At 59.5% G+C, this 19,637-nt stretch carries 16 protein-coding genes; 9 read left to right on the forward strand and 7 right to left on the reverse strand.

Going from position 1 to position 19,637, the window contains the following annotated elements; genetic code table 11:
* The first annotated feature begins 15 nt into the window (after nt 1-15).
* Nucleotides 16-1,026 carry a polysaccharide pyruvyl transferase family protein gene (locus AC13QE_RS28955; protein ID WP_488486313.1) on the forward strand — a complete coding sequence of 337 codons (1,011 nt, stop codon included), beginning with the start codon at nt 16-18 and terminating at the stop codon, nt 1,024-1,026.
* A 139-nt stretch (nt 1,027-1,165) separates the two neighbouring features.
* Here AC13QE_RS28955 and derI read toward each other — a convergent pair whose 3' ends face one another.
* From derI to AC13QE_RS28990, 7 genes are all read right to left on the reverse strand, one after another.
* Nucleotides 1,166-1,621: a D-erythrulose-4-phosphate isomerase gene (gene derI, locus AC13QE_RS28960; RefSeq protein WP_015343124.1), complete on the reverse strand. Its 456-nt coding sequence runs from the start codon at nt 1,619-1,621 to the stop codon at nt 1,166-1,168.
* Between the two features lie 11 nt (nt 1,622-1,632).
* A complete protein-coding gene (locus AC13QE_RS28965) occupies nt 1,633-2,403 on the reverse strand; it encodes a triose-phosphate isomerase (protein WP_488486314.1) in 771 nt (256 codons plus the stop codon).
* The gene (locus AC13QE_RS28970; RefSeq protein ID WP_488486315.1) at nt 2,400-3,176 is read right to left on the reverse strand and encodes a DeoR/GlpR family DNA-binding transcription regulator; all 777 of its coding nucleotides are present in this window, start codon (nt 3,174-3,176) and stop codon (nt 2,400-2,402) included. The genes AC13QE_RS28965 and AC13QE_RS28970 overlap by 4 nt, the downstream gene beginning before the upstream one ends.
* 115 nt (nt 3,177-3,291) lie before the next feature.
* Nucleotides 3,292-4,236, reverse strand: a complete 945-nt coding sequence (locus tag AC13QE_RS28975; RefSeq protein WP_488486316.1) for a sugar-binding transcriptional regulator — start codon at nt 4,234-4,236, stop codon at nt 3,292-3,294.
* Between the two features lie 126 nt (nt 4,237-4,362).
* Nucleotides 4,363-5,295 (reverse strand): sugar phosphate isomerase/epimerase family protein, encoded by a 933-nt coding sequence (locus AC13QE_RS28980; RefSeq protein ID WP_488486317.1) that lies wholly within the window; start codon nt 5,293-5,295, stop codon nt 4,363-4,365.
* A 27-nt stretch (nt 5,296-5,322) separates the two neighbouring features.
* Nucleotides 5,323-6,834: a glycerol-3-phosphate dehydrogenase gene (locus AC13QE_RS28985; protein WP_488486318.1), complete on the reverse strand. Its 1,512-nt coding sequence runs from the start codon at nt 6,832-6,834 to the stop codon at nt 5,323-5,325.
* A gap of 76 nt (nt 6,835-6,910) precedes the next feature.
* Nucleotides 6,911-8,461 (reverse strand): FGGY family carbohydrate kinase, encoded by a 1,551-nt coding sequence (locus tag AC13QE_RS28990; protein WP_488486319.1) that lies wholly within the window; start codon nt 8,459-8,461, stop codon nt 6,911-6,913.
* An 865-nt stretch (nt 8,462-9,326) separates the two neighbouring features.
* Between AC13QE_RS28990 and AC13QE_RS28995 the strand changes: the two genes are divergently transcribed.
* The 8 genes from AC13QE_RS28995 to AC13QE_RS29030 all read left to right on the forward strand — a co-directional run bounded on the left by AC13QE_RS28995 (nt 9,327) and on the right by AC13QE_RS29030 (nt 19,490).
* Nucleotides 9,327-9,983, forward strand: a complete 657-nt coding sequence (locus AC13QE_RS28995; RefSeq protein WP_132720127.1) for a DUF2291 domain-containing protein — start codon at nt 9,327-9,329, stop codon at nt 9,981-9,983.
* Nucleotides 9,980-11,524, forward strand: a complete 1,545-nt coding sequence (locus tag AC13QE_RS29000; protein WP_488486320.1) for a sugar ABC transporter ATP-binding protein — start codon at nt 9,980-9,982, stop codon at nt 11,522-11,524. The genes AC13QE_RS28995 and AC13QE_RS29000 overlap by 4 nt, the downstream gene beginning before the upstream one ends.
* A gap of 22 nt (nt 11,525-11,546) precedes the next feature.
* Nucleotides 11,547-12,599, forward strand: coding sequence for an ABC transporter permease (locus tag AC13QE_RS29005; RefSeq protein WP_132720129.1), 1,053 nt, complete (start codon nt 11,547-11,549; stop codon nt 12,597-12,599).
* A gap of 100 nt (nt 12,600-12,699) precedes the next feature.
* Nucleotides 12,700-13,647: a D-ribose ABC transporter substrate-binding protein gene (locus AC13QE_RS29010; RefSeq protein ID WP_015343135.1), complete on the forward strand. Its 948-nt coding sequence runs from the start codon at nt 12,700-12,702 to the stop codon at nt 13,645-13,647.
* A gap of 176 nt (nt 13,648-13,823) precedes the next feature.
* Nucleotides 13,824-14,660, forward strand: a complete 837-nt coding sequence (locus AC13QE_RS29015; RefSeq protein ID WP_488486321.1) for a DeoR/GlpR family DNA-binding transcription regulator — start codon at nt 13,824-13,826, stop codon at nt 14,658-14,660.
* Nucleotides 14,661-14,717: 57 nt separating this feature from the next.
* Nucleotides 14,718-16,247: an FGGY-family carbohydrate kinase gene (locus AC13QE_RS29020; RefSeq protein ID WP_488486322.1), complete on the forward strand. Its 1,530-nt coding sequence runs from the start codon at nt 14,718-14,720 to the stop codon at nt 16,245-16,247.
* Nucleotides 16,248-16,307: 60 nt separating this feature from the next.
* Nucleotides 16,308-18,050, forward strand: a complete 1,743-nt coding sequence (locus tag AC13QE_RS29025) for a glycerol-3-phosphate dehydrogenase/oxidase (RefSeq protein WP_488486323.1) — start codon at nt 16,308-16,310, stop codon at nt 18,048-18,050.
* A gap of 318 nt (nt 18,051-18,368) precedes the next feature.
* Entirely contained in the window at nt 18,369-19,490 is a 1,122-nt protein-coding gene (locus AC13QE_RS29030; protein WP_488486324.1) for a mannitol dehydrogenase family protein, read from the forward strand.
* Nucleotides 19,491-19,637: the final 147 nt, after the last annotated feature.

The following is a 19,637-nucleotide window of genomic DNA, read 5'->3' on the forward strand; positions in this document are numbered from 1 at the left end:
TGGGGGAATGGGGAAATGACATTACCATCAAATCAACAGCTGATCGCCAAACTGGACAATATGATCCACGATTGCCTAAAGGATTACATCAGCAATGATGAACCTCTGGCGATCCTCGACTTTCCCGACATCCGCAACTGCGGCGACTCCGCCATATGGCTCGGCGAAATGGCTTATCTCAACAGGCGATACGGCAAGCGGCCGGCCTATGTCTCGCGCATCGACGATTTCTCGCCCGAGCAGCTCGAGCGCACCATGCCGACCGGCCCAATCTTCATTCATGGCGGCGGCAATTTCGGCGACATCTGGGATGCGCATCAGGACTTTCGTGAACGGGTTCTGGAGCGATTTCCCAATCGGCAGGTAATCCAGTTCCCGCAATCCATCCATTACAAATCGCAGGCACGCATAGAGGAAAGCGCCCGCGTCATCGGACGTCATAAGCATTTCGTATTGCTGGTGCGCGACGAGGAATCGAAAGAGTTTGCCCATAAGCACTTCGATTGCGAGGTGCGCCTTTGCCCGGACATGGCCTTCAGCATCGGCCCAATCCGGCCAGAAGCCCCGGAATTTCCCGTGCTTGCCATGTTGAGATCCGATCTCGAGAAGGTGGGCGACGCCAATCTCTCCGCCTATCCCGATATTCCGAAAGAGGATTGGACGACCGAATCCGCCAAGCGTGTGCGCATCTCCAAGGCGATCGGCGCGGCAACGGCTCTCATGGCTCTCAAACCGGCTGAAATAAGGCTGCGCAAGCTCGACGCAGCGGCACATAATCGTCTGAGACGCGGCATACGCCAGATTTCCCGCGGCCAGGCGATCGTCACGGACCGTCTGCATGTCCACATCTGCTCGATCCTGCTTGGACGGCCGCATGCGGTGCTGGACAACAGCTATGGCAAGATACGTCGGTTCATGGCGGCATTCTCCGGCGGCACCGATCTTGCCTACCGCGCGACCTCACTCGACGACGGTATCGCCTGGGCGCGCCATCAGGCGACACAGCCATTGGCCCCCGCTGCCTGACAGGCCGCGTCGTAGGCCTACAAAAATAATCAGGCGAAGGCGCTTCACGTGCCTTCGCCTGATATTGGCTCGATCCAGCCTGGGAGGCAGCCATCCGAGCAGCGCAGACAAACCGGCCTGCCCTTTCCCAAAATCGCTCTTAACGGGCGTTGTACTTCGCATCGACCTCGTTGATGGCCTTGACGTTGCCGGCCGAGCGGCCATTCTCGTCAAACGTCTGCGCCAGGAAGGCATCAGCGATCGCCTTGGCGAGCTCAGTGCCGATGACGCGGGCACCCATGGTGATGATCTGGGCATTGTTCGAGAGCGCTGCGCGCTCCGCCGAATAGGTGTCATGGGTCAGAGCAGCGCGAATACCCGGCACCTTGTTGGCCGAGATGCAGACGCCGATGCCGGTGCCGCAGACGAGGATCGCCTTGTCATAGGTGCCGTCGATGACGCCGGAGGCAACGCGGTCGGCGAGGTCGGCGTAAAACGCATCAGGCCCTTCGTCAGTGCGCGAGACTTCGCTCACCTCGAAACGCTCCTTCAGATGATCGGCGAGAACCTTGGCGAGGCCTTCGCCGGCGCTGTCTCCAGCAATAGCAAGCTTCATGATATATCTCCTCAGAGTTTGGCGGCGCACTTGGCGAGAATGTCGAGATAGCCCTCGACGTTCCAGGCGGAGCGGCCGATGAAGAGCCCGTCTACATTCGGGCAGGATATAAGTTCTTCACAGTTTTGCGGATTGACCGATCCGCCGTAGAGGCACGGAATTTTGCGACCGAGCACCTTTTGCGCGACCGCAATGATTTCGGCCTGGCGCGCGTCGGCATAGGATGGCTCGGCGGGAATGCCCTTTTCCCCGATCGCCCATACCGGTTCGTATGCGAGCAGGATCTCGGCCTGTTTCTGCACGCCCGAGAGTTTCGACAGAGCGCCGACGACCTGCTCGCTGAGGATCTCCGTTGCACGGCCGCTTTCACGATCAGCCAGCGTTTCGCCGATGCAAATCAACGGGATCAAGCCATGACGGACGGCCGCCTCTGTTTTGAGGCCGACGGTTTCGTTGGTCTCGCCAAAATACTCGCGACGCTCCGAATGGCCGAGCTCGACGATATCGAGATTGCAATCCTTCAACATCAACGGCGAGATTTCCCCCGTCCACGCACCCTGGTCGGCCCAATGCATGTTCTGGGCACCCACCTTGACGGAGCTTTCCGAGAGGATCGACTTGACCTCGCGCACGGCCGTGAAGGGTGGAATGACAAAGCGCTGGATGCGAGGATCCCGAAGAACATCGGCGGCACACAAGGCCTCGGCGAAGGCGCGGGCCTCGGCAAGCGTCTTGTTCATCTTCCAGCTCGTGCCGATCCAATAGCGAGGCTTCTCTGTCATGTCATATCCTGGTTCGAGGCGATGGTAAGAGCGATGCCGTCGCGGCGAAATTGCTCGAGGATGTCGGCATCAGGCGCGTGATCGGTGATTACGGCATCGAAATCGGTCAGAGCGGCCATTACGTGCAGTGCGGTATGGCCGATGCGCTGATGACTGACGAGCAGGCAGCTCCTGGCAGCCGATGCGATCATCGCCCGCTTGGTGCGCACGACGTTATCGTCCATGTGATAGGCAAGCTTGCCGGAAACGGCCGGCGTCGACAGGAAGGCGATATCGGCCCGCAGCCGCGACAATGCCTCCTCCGTAACGACGCCCAGAAATGCATTGAACTTTGCGGAATAGATGCCGCCGAGCGCTATCAAGGTGATGCCGCTTTCGTTCTTCATCCGATCGATGATTGCGGCATTGTTGGTGATCAGCGTCAACGGCCGCTTCTGCAGCAGCATCTCGCCCAAAACTGCCGCCATCGACCCATCGTTGATCATGACGGTCATGCCGGGCTCGACGAATTCCAACGCCGCGCGCGCCATAGCGAGCTTCTCGTCATGGCCCTGGCGTTCGCGGAAACGGAAATCGCTTTCGAACTGCGTGCCGGCATCGATCGTCGCACCGCCGCGAACCTTACGCAGTACGCCGGCCTGTTCGAGGTCATCGAGATCGCGGTGGATCGTCATCTTGGACACGACAAAGCGGTCAGCGAGATCGTCGAGATCGACGGTCTTGTGTTCGATGAGCAGATTGATGATCGATTGCTGGCGCTCTTCGCGTTTCACCTTGCACTCCGGCCTTTGGCTCGAAATGGATCTTAAAGGAGATATAACATCAAAATCTCACAAATCAACATTTCTTCTGTTACATTGAGATGAATTTCTGTTTTATGCCGCAGCATCACATCTCATCCTTTAGGAGTGCCCGCGCCGTTTTCTCATCCGTTATCAAACCGTAGAGACAGTGGCTCTTGAGGACGGCGCGGATGGCCTCGACCTTCGGCAATCCGCCCGAGAGCGCGACCAGCCGCTCACCCTTGAAGCGCGGCAGGGAGGCAGACAGTGTGCGCGAGGTCAGCGTCGTCTCAAGAATATTGCCGTCGCCATCGAAGAAATGGCCGAGAATTTCGCCGACGCCGCCGGCGGCCGTGATCTCCTTGATCTCTTTCGGCTCGACCATGCCCGATAAGACGAGTTGCGCATCGGTATCGACGGTGCCGAGACCCACAAGCTTGAGATCGGCACCGTTTGCAAGGTCAAAGACTTCCTTTACGCCGCGCTGCGCAAGCAGCACATCGCGGTCTTCCCGCGTATTGGCGAAGAAGGGCACCGGCATGACATGCGACTGCATGCCGGTCTTCTCCGCGATGCGATGCATCACATCATAGGGGTTGGCTGCATAATTTCTGGTCAGGCCGCCGAGCAGCGAGACAAAACGTAAATCCTTGGCGCTGACGCGCGACAGGTGATGGACGGCGGAAGAGAGCGTTCGGCCATGGCCGAGGCCGATGACTTTATTATTGCCACTCTCGATTTCACGACGCAGGAAGCCGGCACCCGCCTGGCCGAGTGCGCGAAACTCAAAACCTTCCTCGCCAAGATCGGGTGCGACCTCGCAATATTGCAGCCCGAACTGCGCTGAAAGCTCCGTTTCAAGCTCGACACATTCGACGATATCGCCGTCGATCGTTACCTTGACGACGCCTTCGGCAACCGCGCGCGCAATCAGCCTATGCGCCTTCACCGAGGGAACGCCGAGGCGTTTCGCCACTTCGGACTGCGTCAATCCGCCGGCATAGTGCAACCAGGCCGCCCGCACGGCGAGCGAAGCATCCGCATCCGTCATCGTCCGTTCCCTTTCATTTTTCTATGCATGGTCCCTCGTCTGTTCTCTCCGGCCATAGTGTCCGATCCGGCCACCTCCTCGAAAGAATTTGGTACCTGATGAATCAGGACTCGGGCTCTTCACCGGCTAGATATGCAAGTCACCAGCGCCCGTGTCGATATGAGGCGCCCAGAAGGCGACACTTTCGGCTATTTGAGCGATAACCTGACGATCATTGGGCTCGCGCTCCTTGAACGACAATTCCAGGCAGATCTCATTGTCCTTGGCACCACCTTCCGCGAAAGCCTTGAGCAAAGGTTCAGGCTGGATGCGGCCCTTGGCATTGAATTCCGCCGTGAAGGGACGATGCCCTCCCTTGTCCATCAGGCTCTGCTTGATATGGATGATCGGCGAAACCTTCGGCACGGCGCGCGCCCAGGCGTAAGGGTCATAGTCATCGGTATTGGCCGAGCTGACATCGCCATGATCGATGTCGGCCATCATCCACATTGGAATGGCGAATGGCGCCTTTGTCAGCCTGTCCTGCAGGGAAAGGCAGGCCTCGATCGTCTCGCCGAATTCGCGACCGATGCTCATCGGCTCCCAGAAGATGTGGGAGAGACCGGCAGCACGCGCATGTTCGGCCACCTCGCCCCAGCAGTCGATTGCGATCTCGATCAATTCCGCGCGGCGGACCGGATCGTCATAATCCTTGTAGGTGAAGATCGCGAACTGCGTGCCGACCGAATGACCGCCGAGATCGGCAGTGATATCGGCAAAGGTCTTGAACCAGTCGATATAGTAGCGACGAACATCCCTGTCCGGATGGCCGAAATGGTTAAGGCGGCCATAGGGACCGGTCATGCCTGAGGTTACGCGAACGCCGGTGCGCTTCAGTGCCACCTGCATATCCCGCGTCAGCCGGCGAATGACCGGCGCCTGCCAGCTCGGATTGATGAATTCGTGCGTCAGCTGCAGATCGCGGATGCGCAGATCACCCGCGACCGTTTCGATCAAATCGGCCGGCTCGGCAAAGCGATTGACAAGCGGGTTGGTGTTGAGTGAAAGCGTCAAGGGCATGCGTATTCTCCGGCAGGATCTGGTGGTTTAGGCGGCTAGCGCCAGTTCGGCGTCGAACCAGGCGGCGAAAGCCGCCTTTTCCTCAGCTGTCATGTGCAGACCTTCCTTGGTACGCCGCATCAGCACGTCGTCGGCCGCCTGCGCCCATTCGGAAGCGACGAGATAGCGGACTTCGGCTTCATAGAGATTGCCGCCGAAATACCGGCCGAGCTCAGCAAGCGACGCGGCATTGCCGACGATCTGCCTGGTGCGCGCACCATAAAGATGGCCGTAGTGATTGACGAGCGCACGCGGCATCCAGGGATAGGCCGCACGCAGCGTATCGGCAAAGGCGACATAATCGGCATTGGGGATTTCGCCGCCCGGCAAAACAGCACTCCGCGTCCAGTCGCCACCCATCTTCGGGAAGAATTTCGCAAGCCGCTGCATCGCGTGCTCGGAGAGCTTGCGGAAGGTCGTGATCTTGCCGCCGAAGACGCTCAGGAGCGGCACGCCGCCGGTCTCGTCGAGATCGAAGACGTAGTCGCGCGTGACAGCAGACGGGTTGCCCTTGCCATCGTCGAACAGCGGCCGCACACCGGAGAAGCTTTCAAGCACATCAGACCTGCGCAGCTTCTCCTTGAAGTAGCGATTGACCGCCGTGATCAGGTAATCGATTTCCTTCTCGTCGGCCCTCACCTCTTCCGGCTTGCCTTCATAGGGAATATCGGTCGTGCCGATCAGCGCCTTGTCGCCTTCGTAAGGGTTGATGAAGATGACGCGCTTGTCGTGGTTCTGGACGAGATAGGCCTGCTGGCCCGCCCAGAATTTCGGAACGATGATGTGGCTGCCCTTGACGAGTCGGACGCTGCGCTGGCTGTTCGAGCCGACGACACGGCCAATAATGTCGTTGACCCAGGGACCGGCGGCATTGACCAATACGCGGGCGCGCACTGTCCGCACCTCACCGGAGCGCTCGCTGCGCATCTGAATGAGCCAGTTACCCTGCTCGCGGCGCGCGCTGACGCAAGCCGTGCGCGTCAGGATCCGCGCACCCTTTGCGGAAGCATCGAGAGCGTTGAGAACAACGAGCCGGGCGTCATCAACCCAACAGTCGGAATATTCAAAACCCTTGGAATATTGATCCAGGATCGGCGCTCCTTCCGGATCGCGGTGCAGATCGAGCGAGCGGGTGCCCGGCAGCTTCTTGCGGCCGCCGAGATGATCGTAGAGAAACAGACCGAGACGCACGAGCCAGGCCGGACGATCCGTCGGGCTATGAGGAAGAACGAAGCGCATCGGCCAGATGATGTGGCTTGCCGAGTTCAACAGCACCTCACGTTCGATCAGCGCCTCGCGCACCAGGCGGAATTCATAATATTCGAGGTAACGCAAACCGCCATGCACGAGCTTGCCGGAGCGCGAAGACGTCCCCTCGGCGAGATCGCCTTTCTCGCACATGATAACCGAAAGGCCGCGGCCGGCCGCATCGCGGGCAATGCCGGCACCATTGATGCCTCCGCCAATCACGAAAAGATCAAAGATTTCCGGTTCCATCATGTCATGCTCCTAAGGATGCCTGTGGCATCATCAATTCAATCCTTTAAGCCGCGCTCGCTCGCCGGCCCGATAACGGCTAGTGCTGGGCCAGTTTGTCCCAAGCCGGCGCAATCGCCTGGCGCACGTCCTTGTAGGCGTCGAACAAGCGGTCATAGCGCTCGACATTTTCCTGATCCGGCGCTTCGGCTTCGCCGAGCAGCGGCGTGACCCAATCGGCAATGCAGCTGTCCATGTCCGGATAGGCGCCGATCGCGACGGCGGCCATCATCGCGACGCCTGCGGCCCCCGCCTCCTCGCGGTCGGAAATGCGCACCGGCGCCTTGACGGCGGCCGACAGAGAACCCCGCAGTGCGCGCGACCGGGCAGCTCCTCCCGTGATGCGCAACTCCGAAGGCATGTCGCCCATGGCGGCATAACAATCGCGCGTTGCCATGCCGAGCCCTTCGACGACAGCCCTCAGCATGTCGGCAAATCCATGCCGCGTCGAAAGGCCGGTAAAGCCGGCACGCGCATGGGCATTGACGAAGGGACCACGCTCGCCGGCCTCGGAAATATAGGGATGATAAAGAAGGTTCGTCGGCCTCGCTTCGGCAAACCAGGCGTCGATGCGCGGAATGAGGTCCGAATAGGAAACCTCGCTCCCGCTTGCGGACATCAGATCTGCCGCGATCTTCAGAATCCAGTCGATATTGATGGTCGCACCCATGTTGGTCTGGACCTGCGTGACGATACCAGGGATCGGCAAAGCGATCACATAGCCGGTCCCTTCGTCATTGAGCTGGACATCCGGCACGGCCTTTGCGCGCATATGCACGCCCGTCGATCCGATCGTTGAGCAGGCCGCGTTCTGGCCGCCGGTGCGAACTCCGGCGCCAAGTGCGGTCATCACCATGTCGACATAGCCGAGACATACCGGCGTTCCGGCCAGCAGACCGGCGGCCTTTGCCGCTGTTTCCGTCAAGGGATGGCTGATCTCCGTTCCATCGACGATCGCGGGAAGAAGCGAGCGCCGGCGGGCAAGGCCGAGCGCATCGATGACAACAGGATCATACTGACGATTGCGGAAATTGCCGAAAGTGAAGCTCGCCTCGGATGGATCGGTCGCGCGAATGCCTGTCAGATTGAGATAGAGCCAGTCCTTGCAATGTAGCGCCGTCTCGGCCCGATCGAGAAGCTCAGGCATGAAGCGATCCATATGGGCGAGCTGCGCACCCTGCTGGCAGGTATTGAGACCGGTTCCGGTCGCCTCGAAACGGGCGCGGTTACCTTCCAGGGCGCTCAACCGCGTGACCGTCGATGCGGCGCGGGCATCAAGCCAAAGCCAGGCATCATCGACGGGTGCATTGCCTGGACCCACAAGCCAGGTGCCGTCACCCTGCCCCGTAACAGCGATCGCAGCCGTCCGGGCGGCGAGATTCTCGACCTTCTCCCCAAGCCGGCGCAATGCGCTGACACAGTCCGACCAGGTGTGGTCGAGCGACTGCGTGACCGATCCGTCTTCACCCGTCCGGTAGCGATTTCGCGCCGAAGCGGAAGCGATCTGCTTTCCGGTTAGGTCGAAGGCAACCGCCTTCAAAACAGAGGTCCCCGCATCGATCCCGATGATGATCCCGTCAGCCTTAGGCATTGGACGCCGACCCCACCATTCCGCGTCTTGCAACACGAGCGCAAGCAAACACCACAAACATTTTCATTCCTCCCCTTACGACCAAGGGCATAAGCTATGCTTGTCCGCATTCGTCGTCGCTATATTTGCCACTCCACAGACAGAATGACGAATGAAGCGCTACCTAACAGACATTGGATCCACGATTCATCCAGATACCGTTCTCATAACACAAAGATATCGCGGCTGCAGTAATAATTTTCTGGCGTTGTAATTTTTTTCATATAAAATAGATGTGAATGAACGCCGCGCCGTCACAAGCAGGAGCGGCGACTGCAATCGAAGAAAATTGACGTAACGGACGGAGCTTCTCAGAAAGGGTTAGTAAGACGTTGCAAAATATGTGTGCAGCGTTTCCATATTTACGAATTATTTTTAATTACTTAAGTAGTTTCCCTGTGGTTAAGGCGACTAAAGCGGCACCGATCGCAGGACGTCCGTACAGCACCAATAGAGCAGCAAGCTTAAGCGCGAAAAAACAGGAAACACTGAAACTCAGTGAGGCCCACCGAATACAAGGCGCACTAAATCACGGTTGACAGCCTTAAAGATTTATAACATATGAAGTGCAGTTATTAACATACTTATATCACAAATATCGCATAGATGCGAAAGTTGTGAAGAGGGCGATTGGAGGAGACAGTCGCCCATATGCTGAGGAGGCTCCTGATGTTGAATTTCCTTTCCGGTGACGGCGTAGCCCGAAGCCAAGCGGAACGCGCCGCGCGCTAAATGCGCAAGCCCGACTGCCGCTAAGCCGGATCGCGGCACTTTTCTCCCTTTCTCCATCAGGCAATCCGGCTGAGATGCCCAAGGTCGTTTGAACATGAATACGCAAGCTCAATACGCAACTGCCAAGCCGACCAGCTCCAAGGCGAAGATCGTCGCCTCCATAGCCGCCTTTTTGATCGTGATCGGCGCCATCGCCGCCGATACCAAGGTGGTCAAAATCGGCTCCGAACACGACGTGCGCGAACAGGGTTTCCAACCGGATACCTATGGCACTGCCGAATTCCCGAAGGTACAGGCCGATGTCGAAAAGCGCGCCGTCGATGCGGTGACGCTCGCCAGTGCGGCTCTCGCCGACAAGAAGGCGGCCGGCGAGAAATATGGCGTCGCGACTACAACCGGTCCCGTTCTTCCCGTCTCCTTGACGGGCACCTTTGGCGAGCGCAAGGCCAACCTCAACGAATTCAAGGTGGACGGCATGCCTGACGGCATCACCGTTCGTGTCCAGACGGGTCCTGCCATCAACGGCACCGATCTTCGCGATGCGACTGGCAAGATTGAATTCGGGCAATTCACCAACCAGATCGAATATCAGGACGCGGGCTCCGCCATCAACAATGAGATGAAGAAGGCGACCCTTGGCGGCCTGGATCCTGAAAAGCTGACCGGCAAGACGGCGACAGTCGTCGGGGTCTTCAAGCTCATCAATCCGAAGAACTGGCTCGTCACCCCGGTAAAGGTCGACGTGAAATGAGCCAGGTCCAGCACAATGACACTACCACGGGTGAAGTCGTTCTTGCCGCCCGCAACGTTGCCAAATCCTATGGCAGCGTCCATGCGCTGAAGGGTGTCAATTTCGATATTCGCCGCGGCGAAGTCACCACCCTCTTCGGTGAAAACGGCGCCGGCAAATCCACCCTGATGAAGATCCTCTCCGGTGTCATCCAGCCGACATCGGGCGAGATCATCCTCGATGGTGCCCCCATTTCCTTCGCCTCCTCCACGCATGCGCGCGCCTGCGGCATTTCTATCATCCACCAGGAATTGAGCCTGGCGCCGAACCTCAGCGTCCGTGACAACATCTTCATGGGTCGCGAGATCATGAAGGGAGGCGTGGTCGATTTTGCCGAGGAAGAACGCCAGACCCGGGCGCTGATGGAGGAGCTCGAAGAAAATATCGATCCGATGACACCGGTCGAGGATCTGCGTCTCGGCCAGCAGCAGATCGTCGAGATCGCTCGCGCTCTATCGGTCAATTCCCGCATCCTGATCATGGATGAGCCGACCTCGGCGCTCAGCGCCAGCGAGGTCGAAGTTCTCTTCAAGGTCATTCGCGACCTGACGAACCGCGGCGTGTCGATCGTCTATATCTCGCACCACCTGGAAGAGGCGCTGCAGATCACCCATCACGCCGTCGTTCTGCGCGATGGCAACATGACCGCCTATGCCGAGCGCAAGGACATCGATCTCGAATGGATCGTGCGCAACATGGTCGGCGACAATTTTGACCTCGGCAGCCCGCCGACCGGCCACAGAATGGGCGACGTGGCGCTGACGATCGACAATCTCACGGTTCCAGGCCCTTCGGGCGCCGCCTATAACGCTGTCGATCGCCTATCGCTTGCAGTCCGCGCCGGCGAAATCGTCTGCATCTATGGCCTGATGGGCGCCGGCCGCACCGAACTGCTCGAATGCGTGGCGGGCCGGCTGCGCTCGAGCGGGGGCCGCGTGCTCCTCGGCAACACGGATGTCGGTGGTCTGTCCATCGCCGGACGCATCGCGCAAGGTTTGGTGCTGGTCCCCGAAGACCGGCAACGCGACGGTCTCGTTCAGACGATGACCGTCGGCTCGAACCTGTCGCTTGCCAGCATCGGCGCCTTTACCAAGGGTCTTTTCACCTCAAGCGGACGCGAGCGGTCGCTGGTCAGCGACTCCATCCGCAAGGTTCATATCAAGACCGACGGCGGCGACGCGGCAATCGGCTCGCTGTCGGGCGGCAACCAGCAGAAGGTTGTCATCGGTAAGATGTTGGCGACGGCACCTCGCGTGATCCTGCTCGACGAGCCGAGCCGCGGTATCGACATCGGCGCGAAGGCTGAGGTCTTCAAGCTGCTCGCCGAGCGCGCCAAGGAAGGTCTGGCGGTGATCTATTCGACGTCGGAAGTCGCCGAGTGCCTGAGCATCGCCCATCGCATCATCGTCATGCACCGCGGTAGGATTTCTGCCGAATTCGGTCCTGATGTCACCAAAGAAAAGATCATGGCCGCCTCGGGCGAAGCAGTGGTCGCGCACTAGCCGCATTCATGGAGCACTGATTATGTCAGTCACGAACATCACAGATAAAAAGCCAGTTTCCAACGGACAGCGGCGGAATTTCAGTCTCGTGCGGCTGATCCTGGAAGGACGCGCCTTCTTTGCGCTGATCGTCATCATCGCGGTCTTCTCCTTCCTGTCGCCCTATTACTTCTCGCTCAGCAACTTCCTGACCATGGCCTCGCATGTGGCGATCTTCGGCATCCTTGCCATCGGGATGCTGCTGGTCATCCTTAATGGCGGCATCGATCTTTCCGTCGGCTCCACGCTTGGCCTTGCCGGCTGCATTGCCGGCTTCCTGATGCAGGGTGTCACGCTTTCGAGCTTCGGCGTCATTCTCTATCCGCCGGTCTGGGCCGTCGTCGTGCTGACCTGCATTCTCGGCGGCGTGGTCGGTGCGGTGAACGGCGTGCTCGTCGCCTACCTGCGCGTTCCGGCTTTCGTCGCCTCGCTGGGCGTCCTCTATGTCGCCCGCGGTATCGCCTTGCTGATGACCAACGGCCTGACCTACAACAATCTCGGCGGCCGTGCCGAACTCGGCAATACCGGTTTCAACTGGCTGGGCTTCAATCGCCTCGCCGGCGTTCCGATCGGCGTCATCGTCCTTGCCGTGCTTGCGATCATCTGTGGCATCGTGCTCAGCCGCACTGCCTTCGGCCGCTGGCTTTATGCCTCGGGCGGCAACGAACGCGCCGCCGATCTTTCCGGCGTTCCGGTCAAGCAGGTCAAGATCGCTGTCTATGTCCTGTCGGGCATTTGTGCCGCCATTGCCGGCCTCGTCCTGTCCTCACAGCTGACCTCGGCCGGTCCGAACGCTGGCACCAGCTACGAGCTGACAGCTATTGCCGCCGTCGTCATTGGCGGTGCCGCATTGACCGGCGGCCGCGGCACGGTGCGCGGCACCATGCTTGGCGCATTCGTTATCGGCTTTCTGGCGGATGGCCTCGTCATCATCGGCGTCTCGGCCTACTGGCAGACAGTCTTTACCGGCGCAGTCATCGTGCTCGCCGTGCTCATGAACAGCATCCAGTACGGACGCAGGACCAAATCCGGCTGACGTTGCACCGAAACTTATCACTGGTCGGTGAAAATGCCGGCCGGAGAAAGGACCGCCGGTTCGCCGGCATCACCAGAACTCATCAAAGGGAGAGAGACTAATGTTCAAAAAAGGCTTGCGCATCGTCATGGCAGCAGTTGCTGTGGCACCGCTTCTGACCGGGGCCGCCTGGGCCGCCGGCCAGATCACCGTCATCGTCAACGATCCGTCCAACCCCTATTGGTTGACGGAAGGCAATATCGCCAAGGCAACCGCTGAAAAGCTCGGCTACACGGCAACAGTCGGTGCACACAAGGGCGATACCAACACCGAAAGTAACCTGATCGATACGGCCATTACCAACAAGTCGGTCGCCATCATCCTCGATCCGGCCAATGCGGACGGCTCGGTCGGCGCGGTCAAGAAGGCTGTTGCAGCCGGCATTCCGGTCTTCCTCGTCAATGCCGAAATCAACCAGGAAGGCCTTGCCAAGGCACAGCTCGTCTCCAACAACGCTCAAGGTGCGGCGATCGGCGCTCAGCAGTGGGTCGAAGCCGTTGGCGACAAGGGAAATTATGCCGAACTCTTCGGCTCACCCTCCGACAACAATGCCGCCACGCGCTCGAACGGCTATGAAACCGTTCTGACGCAATATCCCGACCTGAAGAAAGTTGCCAAGGAAGTTGCCAACTGGGACCGCACCCAGGGCCACAACAAGATGCAGTCCATGCTGCAGGCGCACCCCGACATCACCGGCGTAATCTCCGGCAATGACGAAATGGCGCTTGGCGCAATTGCCGCATTGAAGGAAGCCGGCAAGCTCGCCAACGTCAAGGTCGGCGGCTTCGACGGTTCGCCGGACGCTGTCGCCGCCATCAAGGCCGGTGAGCTTCAGTACACCGTCCTGCAGCCGGTCGCTATCTTCTCCGAAGAAGCCGTCAAGCAGGCCGACAGCTTCATCAAGACCGGCAAGACCGGTGCCAAGAGCGAAAAGCAGCTTTTCGATTGCATCCTGATCACCAAGGACAATGTCGACAAGTACACGGCACCCTTCGTTCTCGCCCAGTAATGACATTGGGGACGCCGCTCACCGGCGTCCCCATCCCTTGGCCGCGATGAGCGGCATCCTGGCTGAACATCAGACAGAACTTGCAGAAATCCTGATAGCGAATTGTTCTTTCATATTTTTTCACGATATTCGCTGCAATAAGCTGATCTCCGCAAGGCTCAGCGTCAGAGGCCAAAGTGACAGACAAGACAAGCCCCGTAGCATTCCTGCAGGACGAGCTGCCAAGCGACAGCCGCCATTCCCGTCAGATCGCCAGGCGCCAGATGATAGCCGAGGCCGTGATGGCGGAAGGTTCCATGCGCATCGAGGATCTGACCGAGCGTTTCGGCATCAGCCTGATGACGGCCCATCGCGATGTCGACGAACTGGTCAGCCGCGGTCTGTTCCGCAAGACACGTGGCATCGTATCGGCCGCCGCCACCAGCCTGATCGAATCGAGCGACGTCTATCGCGCCAATCGGCAGGCAAGCGAAAAGAAGATGATCGCCGCAGCTGCCATGCAATTCATCGAGCCTGGCCAGGCAATCTTCCTCGACGATTCCACCACCGTCCTGCAGATGGCCTCGCAGCTGCCGGCCAAGGTTCCGCTGACTGCGATCACCAATTCGCTGACGCTGATGAATGCGCTGAAGGACATGCACGACGTGACGCTTCTGGCGCTCGGCGGGCAGTATTATAATTGGTGCAACGCCTTCATGGGGCGGATGACGATCAATGAGATCAACCGCTTGCGGGCCGATGCCGCTTTCATCTCGATGTCGGCCATCATTGACGACGTGGTGTTCCATCAGTCGCCCGAGATCGTCGATATCAAGCGCGCCATGTTCGAAAGCGCCGCCAAGCGCATCCTGCTGATGGATCATACCAAGTTCGAACGGCGGGCCCTGCACAGTTTTGCGCATTTGAGCGAATTCGATGTCGTAATCGTCGACGGCAAGACGCCTGCCGACCATCTGGAGCGCATGCGCAGCAAGAATATCAATGTCGTCGTCGCCGGCGGCGACAAGGAATGATCCGGAGACTGAGCCGCCAGGGCTTACCCTCTTCGTTTGCGATCAGGAGCAATGAGAATGCCGAGTCTGCTCGGAATTGACAGCGGCTTGACCGTCACCAAAGCCGTCATCTTCGACATCGACGGAACGCCGCTTGCCGTTGCCCGCCGCCGTGTAACGCAATTCATGCCGAAGGCCCGCCATGTCGAGCGCGACATGGACGAACTCTGGAACCAGACGGCCGACGCCATTGCCGAGGCAATCAAGCTCAGCAACCGCCCTGCGAGCGACATCCAGGCGATTGCCGCAACCGCGCATGGCGACGGCATCTACCTCCTCGACAAAGCAAGGAAGCCGCTCGGACGCGCCATTCTCTCGCTCGACAGCCGAGCCGGCTCGATCGTCGAACAATGGCTGAAGACCCCTGTTGCCGATGAATCCTTGAAACTGACCGGGCAATTGCCGCATGTCTCGGCGCCATCGGCCTTGCTTGCCTGGATCAAAGCCAACGAAGCGGAGCGCTTTGCTGAAATCGCCCATATCCTGAGTTGCAAGGACTGGCTGCGCTTCTGCCTGACCGGCGTTGTCGGCACCGACCGCACCGAGGCGAGCACGTCCTTCACCAATGTCACGACGCAGGATTATGCGCCGGATGCGCTGAGGCTCTATGGTATCGGTGAAATCACCGGCGCTCTGCCGCCGGCCTCGCGATCCGATGAGATCGTCGGATATGTGACCGAGGCCGTCGCAAAGCGCACCGGCCTTGCCGAGGGCACCCCCGTCGTTGCCGGCCTGCATGACGTCACCGCATCGGCCCTCGGCGCCGGCGGTTATGCCTCCGGCGTCGTTGCCGTCATCGCCGGTACCTATTCGATCAACGAGACGCTGTCATCGAAACCGAGCGTTGATCGCCGCTGGTTCTGTCGCAATGCCATAGCGCCTGGCCAATGGAACAACATGTCGATCTCGCCAGCATCGTCAGCCAATTACGAATGGTTCCTGGATAAGCTTTGCGCCAGCGACATTGCCGGCGCCGAAGCTGCCGGCACGTCCATTCATACCATGCTCGGTCCCGAGATCGAGGCAGCGTTCAATCGACCGTCGAGCGCGCTGTTCCATCCCTATCTGTTCGGTTCGCCCTATGGTACGGAAGCCACCGCCAGCTTCTTCGGGCTTGGCGGCTGGCATGATCGCGGCGACATGCTGCGCGCGGTTCTGGAAGGCATCGCCTTCAATCACAAGATTCACGTCGATGCCCTAAGTGCCGGTTTTTCCTTCGATCAGGCAAGGTTGGCAGGCGGTGTCTCGCGCAATCCGATTGTCGTGCAGATGTTCGCCGACGTGCTCGGCATGCCCGTTACCGTGACGGAAACCGATGAAGCCGCTGCCTGGGGGGCAGCCCTTTGCGCCGGTGCCGGCATTGGCGTCTATTCAAGCCCGCAATGCGACCCGCGCGATGTCGGCAAGATCGCCAGGACCTATTCTCCGGATCCCGCCCGCAGCGCAGACTACCGCATCCGCTATCAGCTCTTTCGCGACATTGCCGAAGCAATGACGCCGCTCTGGCCGCGGATCGGCAATCTCGCAACCCAGCACTCCCAAGGCTAGACCGCCACTTGCGTCGCGAAGACGGGCTCTATCGCGGCAGTTCACCAGGACAATGATGTTATGACCGATATGGCCGCCGATCTGAAACAACGCTTCTCGCAACTTCAAGACGGAGACGTCGATGTCGTCATTCTCGGCGCCGGCGTCAATGGTGCCGGCCTCTTCCGCGATCTCTCGCTGCAGGGCGTCAACTGCCTGATCGTCGATAAATCGGATTTCGGCTCGGGTACGAGTGCCGCACCATCCAGGCTGATCCATGGTGGCCTCAAATATCTGGAGACCGGCGAGTTCCGGCTTGTCGCGCAGTCGGCGCTCGAGCGAAATCTTTTGCTCAAGAACGCGCCGCATTGCGTTGAAGCCCTGCCGACCTTCGTGCCGATCTTCTCCTGGACGCGCGGGATTTGGGCCGCCCTTCGCACGCTGACGGGCTCGACCACCGCCCCGCGCAGCCGCGGCGCCCTGCTTATCAAGATCGGGCTCGCGCTTTACGATTTCTTCGGCTCGCGCAACCGCGTCATGCCGCGCCACAGGTTCCTTTTGAAGCGCCGGGCGCTGAAGGAAATGCCGCATGTCACGCCGGAGATCGTCGCCGGCGGCATCTATTATGACGCCAAGATCAGCCGACCGGAACGGCTGGTCTATGAACTGGTCAAAGACGGGCTGGAGGCAAACAAGGACTCGCTCGCAGCAAATGCAACAAGACTGGTTTCGTCAGCCGACGGCCTGCTGACCTTCCAGCGCGCGGATGGCTATGCCTTTTCGGTCAAGCCGAAGCTCGTCATCAATGCTGCCGGCCCATGGATCGATCATGTCAATGCCGCTCTTGGAGCACCCGCCCATCTGATCGGCGGTACCAAGGGATCGCATATCCTGCTCGATCATCCGGAACTGGTGCGCAGCCTGAACGGCCATATGATCTATTTCGAAGCCGATGACGGCCGCATCTGCCTTGTTTACGGCTACCTTGGCCAGGCGCTTGTGGGATCGACCGATATTCCTTGCGACGATCCGGACAATGTTCGCTGCGAAGAGCCGGAGATCGATTACTTCCTTGATAGCGTACGCACGCTTTTGCCAAGCCTGCGTTTCGACCGCGACCAAGTGACCTACAGCTATAGCGGTATCCGGCCCCTGCCCGCCTCGGATGCCTCCTCGCCCGGCCTGATCAGCCGCGATCACTCCGCACCCGTCTTTGAACCGCAGGCCGGACGGCCCTTCCCGATCATCTCGCTTGTTGGCGGCAAGTGGACCACGTTCCGCGGCTTTGCCGAGGAAGTCACCGATACCGTGCTCGCACGCCTCCAACGCAGCCGCAGAACATCGACCGAGCGCCTTGCGATCGGCGGCGGGCGGGATTTTCCGATCACCTCCAATGAGCGGGCGAATTGGATCAGGTCTGTTGCGGCAAAAACCGGCGCCGAGACAGATAGAGTGGATGAGTTACTCGGCCGATACGGCACGACCGCCGCGGAAATTCTTATCCACCGTTGCGACTATAGTGACAGTCAACGCGTCAGCGGGGCGCCACGTCATAGCGCGCTGGAGATCGACTGGATCGCGCGCCAGGAGATGGTCGTGCATCTCTCCGACATCGTCTTCCGCCGCACGACCATGGCGATCGAAGGCCTGCTGACGATCCAAGGCCTGCGCGAAATCGGCGCCATTGCCGCAGCGGCCCTGCAATGGGACGCCCAGCGGCTTAACCAAGAAATCGATGACGTCGTCATGGCGCTGTCGAAATTCCACGGCCAGACACTGACCGAAGAAAACATGCGCCGGGCGGCAGGTCCTGCGGCGCGCTGATCATCCTCCGCGCCAAGAAAATAACGGATCAGGCAGACCGGCCTTGTGGCACGAGTTCTATGGCTGAATGCGTGAAATACAGCCCACCGCCCGAACTGCCCGAGCATTCTTCGGGAGCGCCGAGTGCAGCCAAGCTGGCCTCGATCAGGCCGTTACAGCAAACCCGCTAAGGGAAATGCTTTGTTATCGCCATAGAAAACATTTGACGGTCGGCGACTTCAATGTTTTCTATAGATAAAAAACAATCACTGATAAATGCGTGAGTCTCCGCATCCCACGCATGGTCTGCCAACAGCATTCATATATGAGGATATCGGCTTGAGCTCACGGATCATCCAATTTGGCACCAGCCGGTTCCTGCAGGCGCATGCTGCGTTGTTTGTGCATGAAGCACAGCAATCCGGCCAAGATGTCGGTCCGATCGCCGTCGTTCAGGTCTCAGGCGCCAGCAGCCGCAGCGGACGTGTCGCCGCCTTCGGCGATCCGCAGGGCTATCCGGTCATCATCCGCGGTATGTCGGATGGCCAGCCACTCAATCGCACCATTCAGGTCACCAGCGTTGATCGGGGCCTTTCAGCGGTCGAGCATTGGAAGGAGTTGTCGAAACTCTTTGCCGAGGATGCCGAATTCGTCGTCTCCAACACCGGCGACACCGGTTACCAGACCTGGCCTGAGGAGGATCGTTTCGGCTCGAATGACGATGTTCCTCGATCCTTCCCCGCAAAGCTTGCCGCCCTCCTCGTCCAACGCTGGCAGGCCTCCGCCCGCCCCCTGGTCATCCTTCCCTGCGAACTGATAACGGGCAATGGCCGCGTTCTGAAACAGGCGGTCGTCGATTGCGCCAGGCTCAACAATGTGGCGGCTGGTTTTTATGACTGGCTCGACGGCCACGTCGCCTTCGCCGAAACCCTGGTCGATCGTATTGTTTCCGAGCCGATTGAACCGATCGGCGCCGTTGCCGAACCTTATGCTCTATGGGCGATCAAGCGCGCGCCCGGCGTGCGAGCGCCATGCCAACATCCGAGCATCGTGCTGACGGACGATCTCGAACCTTACGAGCGCCTGAAACTGCATATCCTCAATCTCGGCCACACGTTTCTTGCCGAAATCTGGCAGCGCGAAGGCCGGCCGGCGGATGAAACCGTGCGTGCCATCCTGGCCGATAAAAATATACGGACCAGGCTAGACACCCTCTATGAAAGCGAAGTGCTGCCCGGCTTTGCCGCAAACGGTATGGGCGACGAGGCAAAAGCCTATGTCGCAACGACGCTCGACCGCTTCCGCAATCCCTTCCTCGACCATCGCATTTCCGACATCAGCCAGCATCACCCCGAAAAGGTCGCCCGCCGCATCCGCGCCTTTCTAGATTGGACGACGGATAAGGCGGGCAGCACCTCGGACATGGCCACGCTGCGACAGATTGCGGCGCGCTATTCCTGAGTGAACCGAAGGTGAGGCCTGCCGCCTTGCTGGCCGAATAGGGGCCGTTCAGTTCATAGCGATTGAGCTCATTGAACGGCGCATCATCCCTCGACAGCGGGCCATAGATTGCCATCACCCCTGGTAAAAACCGGAAGTGACGGCTAA

The organism is Martinezella sp. CNPSo 3957 (assembly GCF_057784395.1).

Coding starts and splice junctions, on each gene's coding strand:
- AC13QE_RS28955 (WP_488486313.1), top strand. CDS start 16: ATGACATTACCATCAAATCAACAGCTGATCGCCAAACTGGACAATATG.
- derI (WP_015343124.1), bottom strand. CDS start 1,621: ATGAAGCTTGCTATTGCTGGAGACAGCGCCGGCGAAGGCCTCGCCAAG.
- AC13QE_RS28965 (WP_488486314.1), bottom strand. CDS start 2,403: ATGACAGAGAAGCCTCGCTATTGGATCGGCACGAGCTGGAAGATGAAC.
- AC13QE_RS28975 (WP_488486316.1), bottom strand. CDS start 4,236: ATGACGGATGCGGATGCTTCGCTCGCCGTGCGGGCGGCCTGGTTGCAC.
- AC13QE_RS28980 (WP_488486317.1), bottom strand. CDS start 5,295: ATGCCCTTGACGCTTTCACTCAACACCAACCCGCTTGTCAATCGCTTT.
- AC13QE_RS28985 (WP_488486318.1), bottom strand. CDS start 6,834: ATGATGGAACCGGAAATCTTTGATCTTTTCGTGATTGGCGGAGGCATC.
- AC13QE_RS28990 (WP_488486319.1), bottom strand. CDS start 8,461: ATGCCTAAGGCTGACGGGATCATCATCGGGATCGATGCGGGGACCTCT.
- AC13QE_RS28995 (WP_132720127.1), top strand. CDS start 9,327: ATGAATACGCAAGCTCAATACGCAACTGCCAAGCCGACCAGCTCCAAG.
- AC13QE_RS29000 (WP_488486320.1), top strand. CDS start 9,980: ATGAGCCAGGTCCAGCACAATGACACTACCACGGGTGAAGTCGTTCTT.
- AC13QE_RS29005 (WP_132720129.1), top strand. CDS start 11,547: ATGTCAGTCACGAACATCACAGATAAAAAGCCAGTTTCCAACGGACAG.
- AC13QE_RS29010 (WP_015343135.1), top strand. CDS start 12,700: ATGTTCAAAAAAGGCTTGCGCATCGTCATGGCAGCAGTTGCTGTGGCA.
- AC13QE_RS29020 (WP_488486322.1), top strand. CDS start 14,718: ATGCCGAGTCTGCTCGGAATTGACAGCGGCTTGACCGTCACCAAAGCC.
- AC13QE_RS29025 (WP_488486323.1), top strand. CDS start 16,308: ATGACCGATATGGCCGCCGATCTGAAACAACGCTTCTCGCAACTTCAA.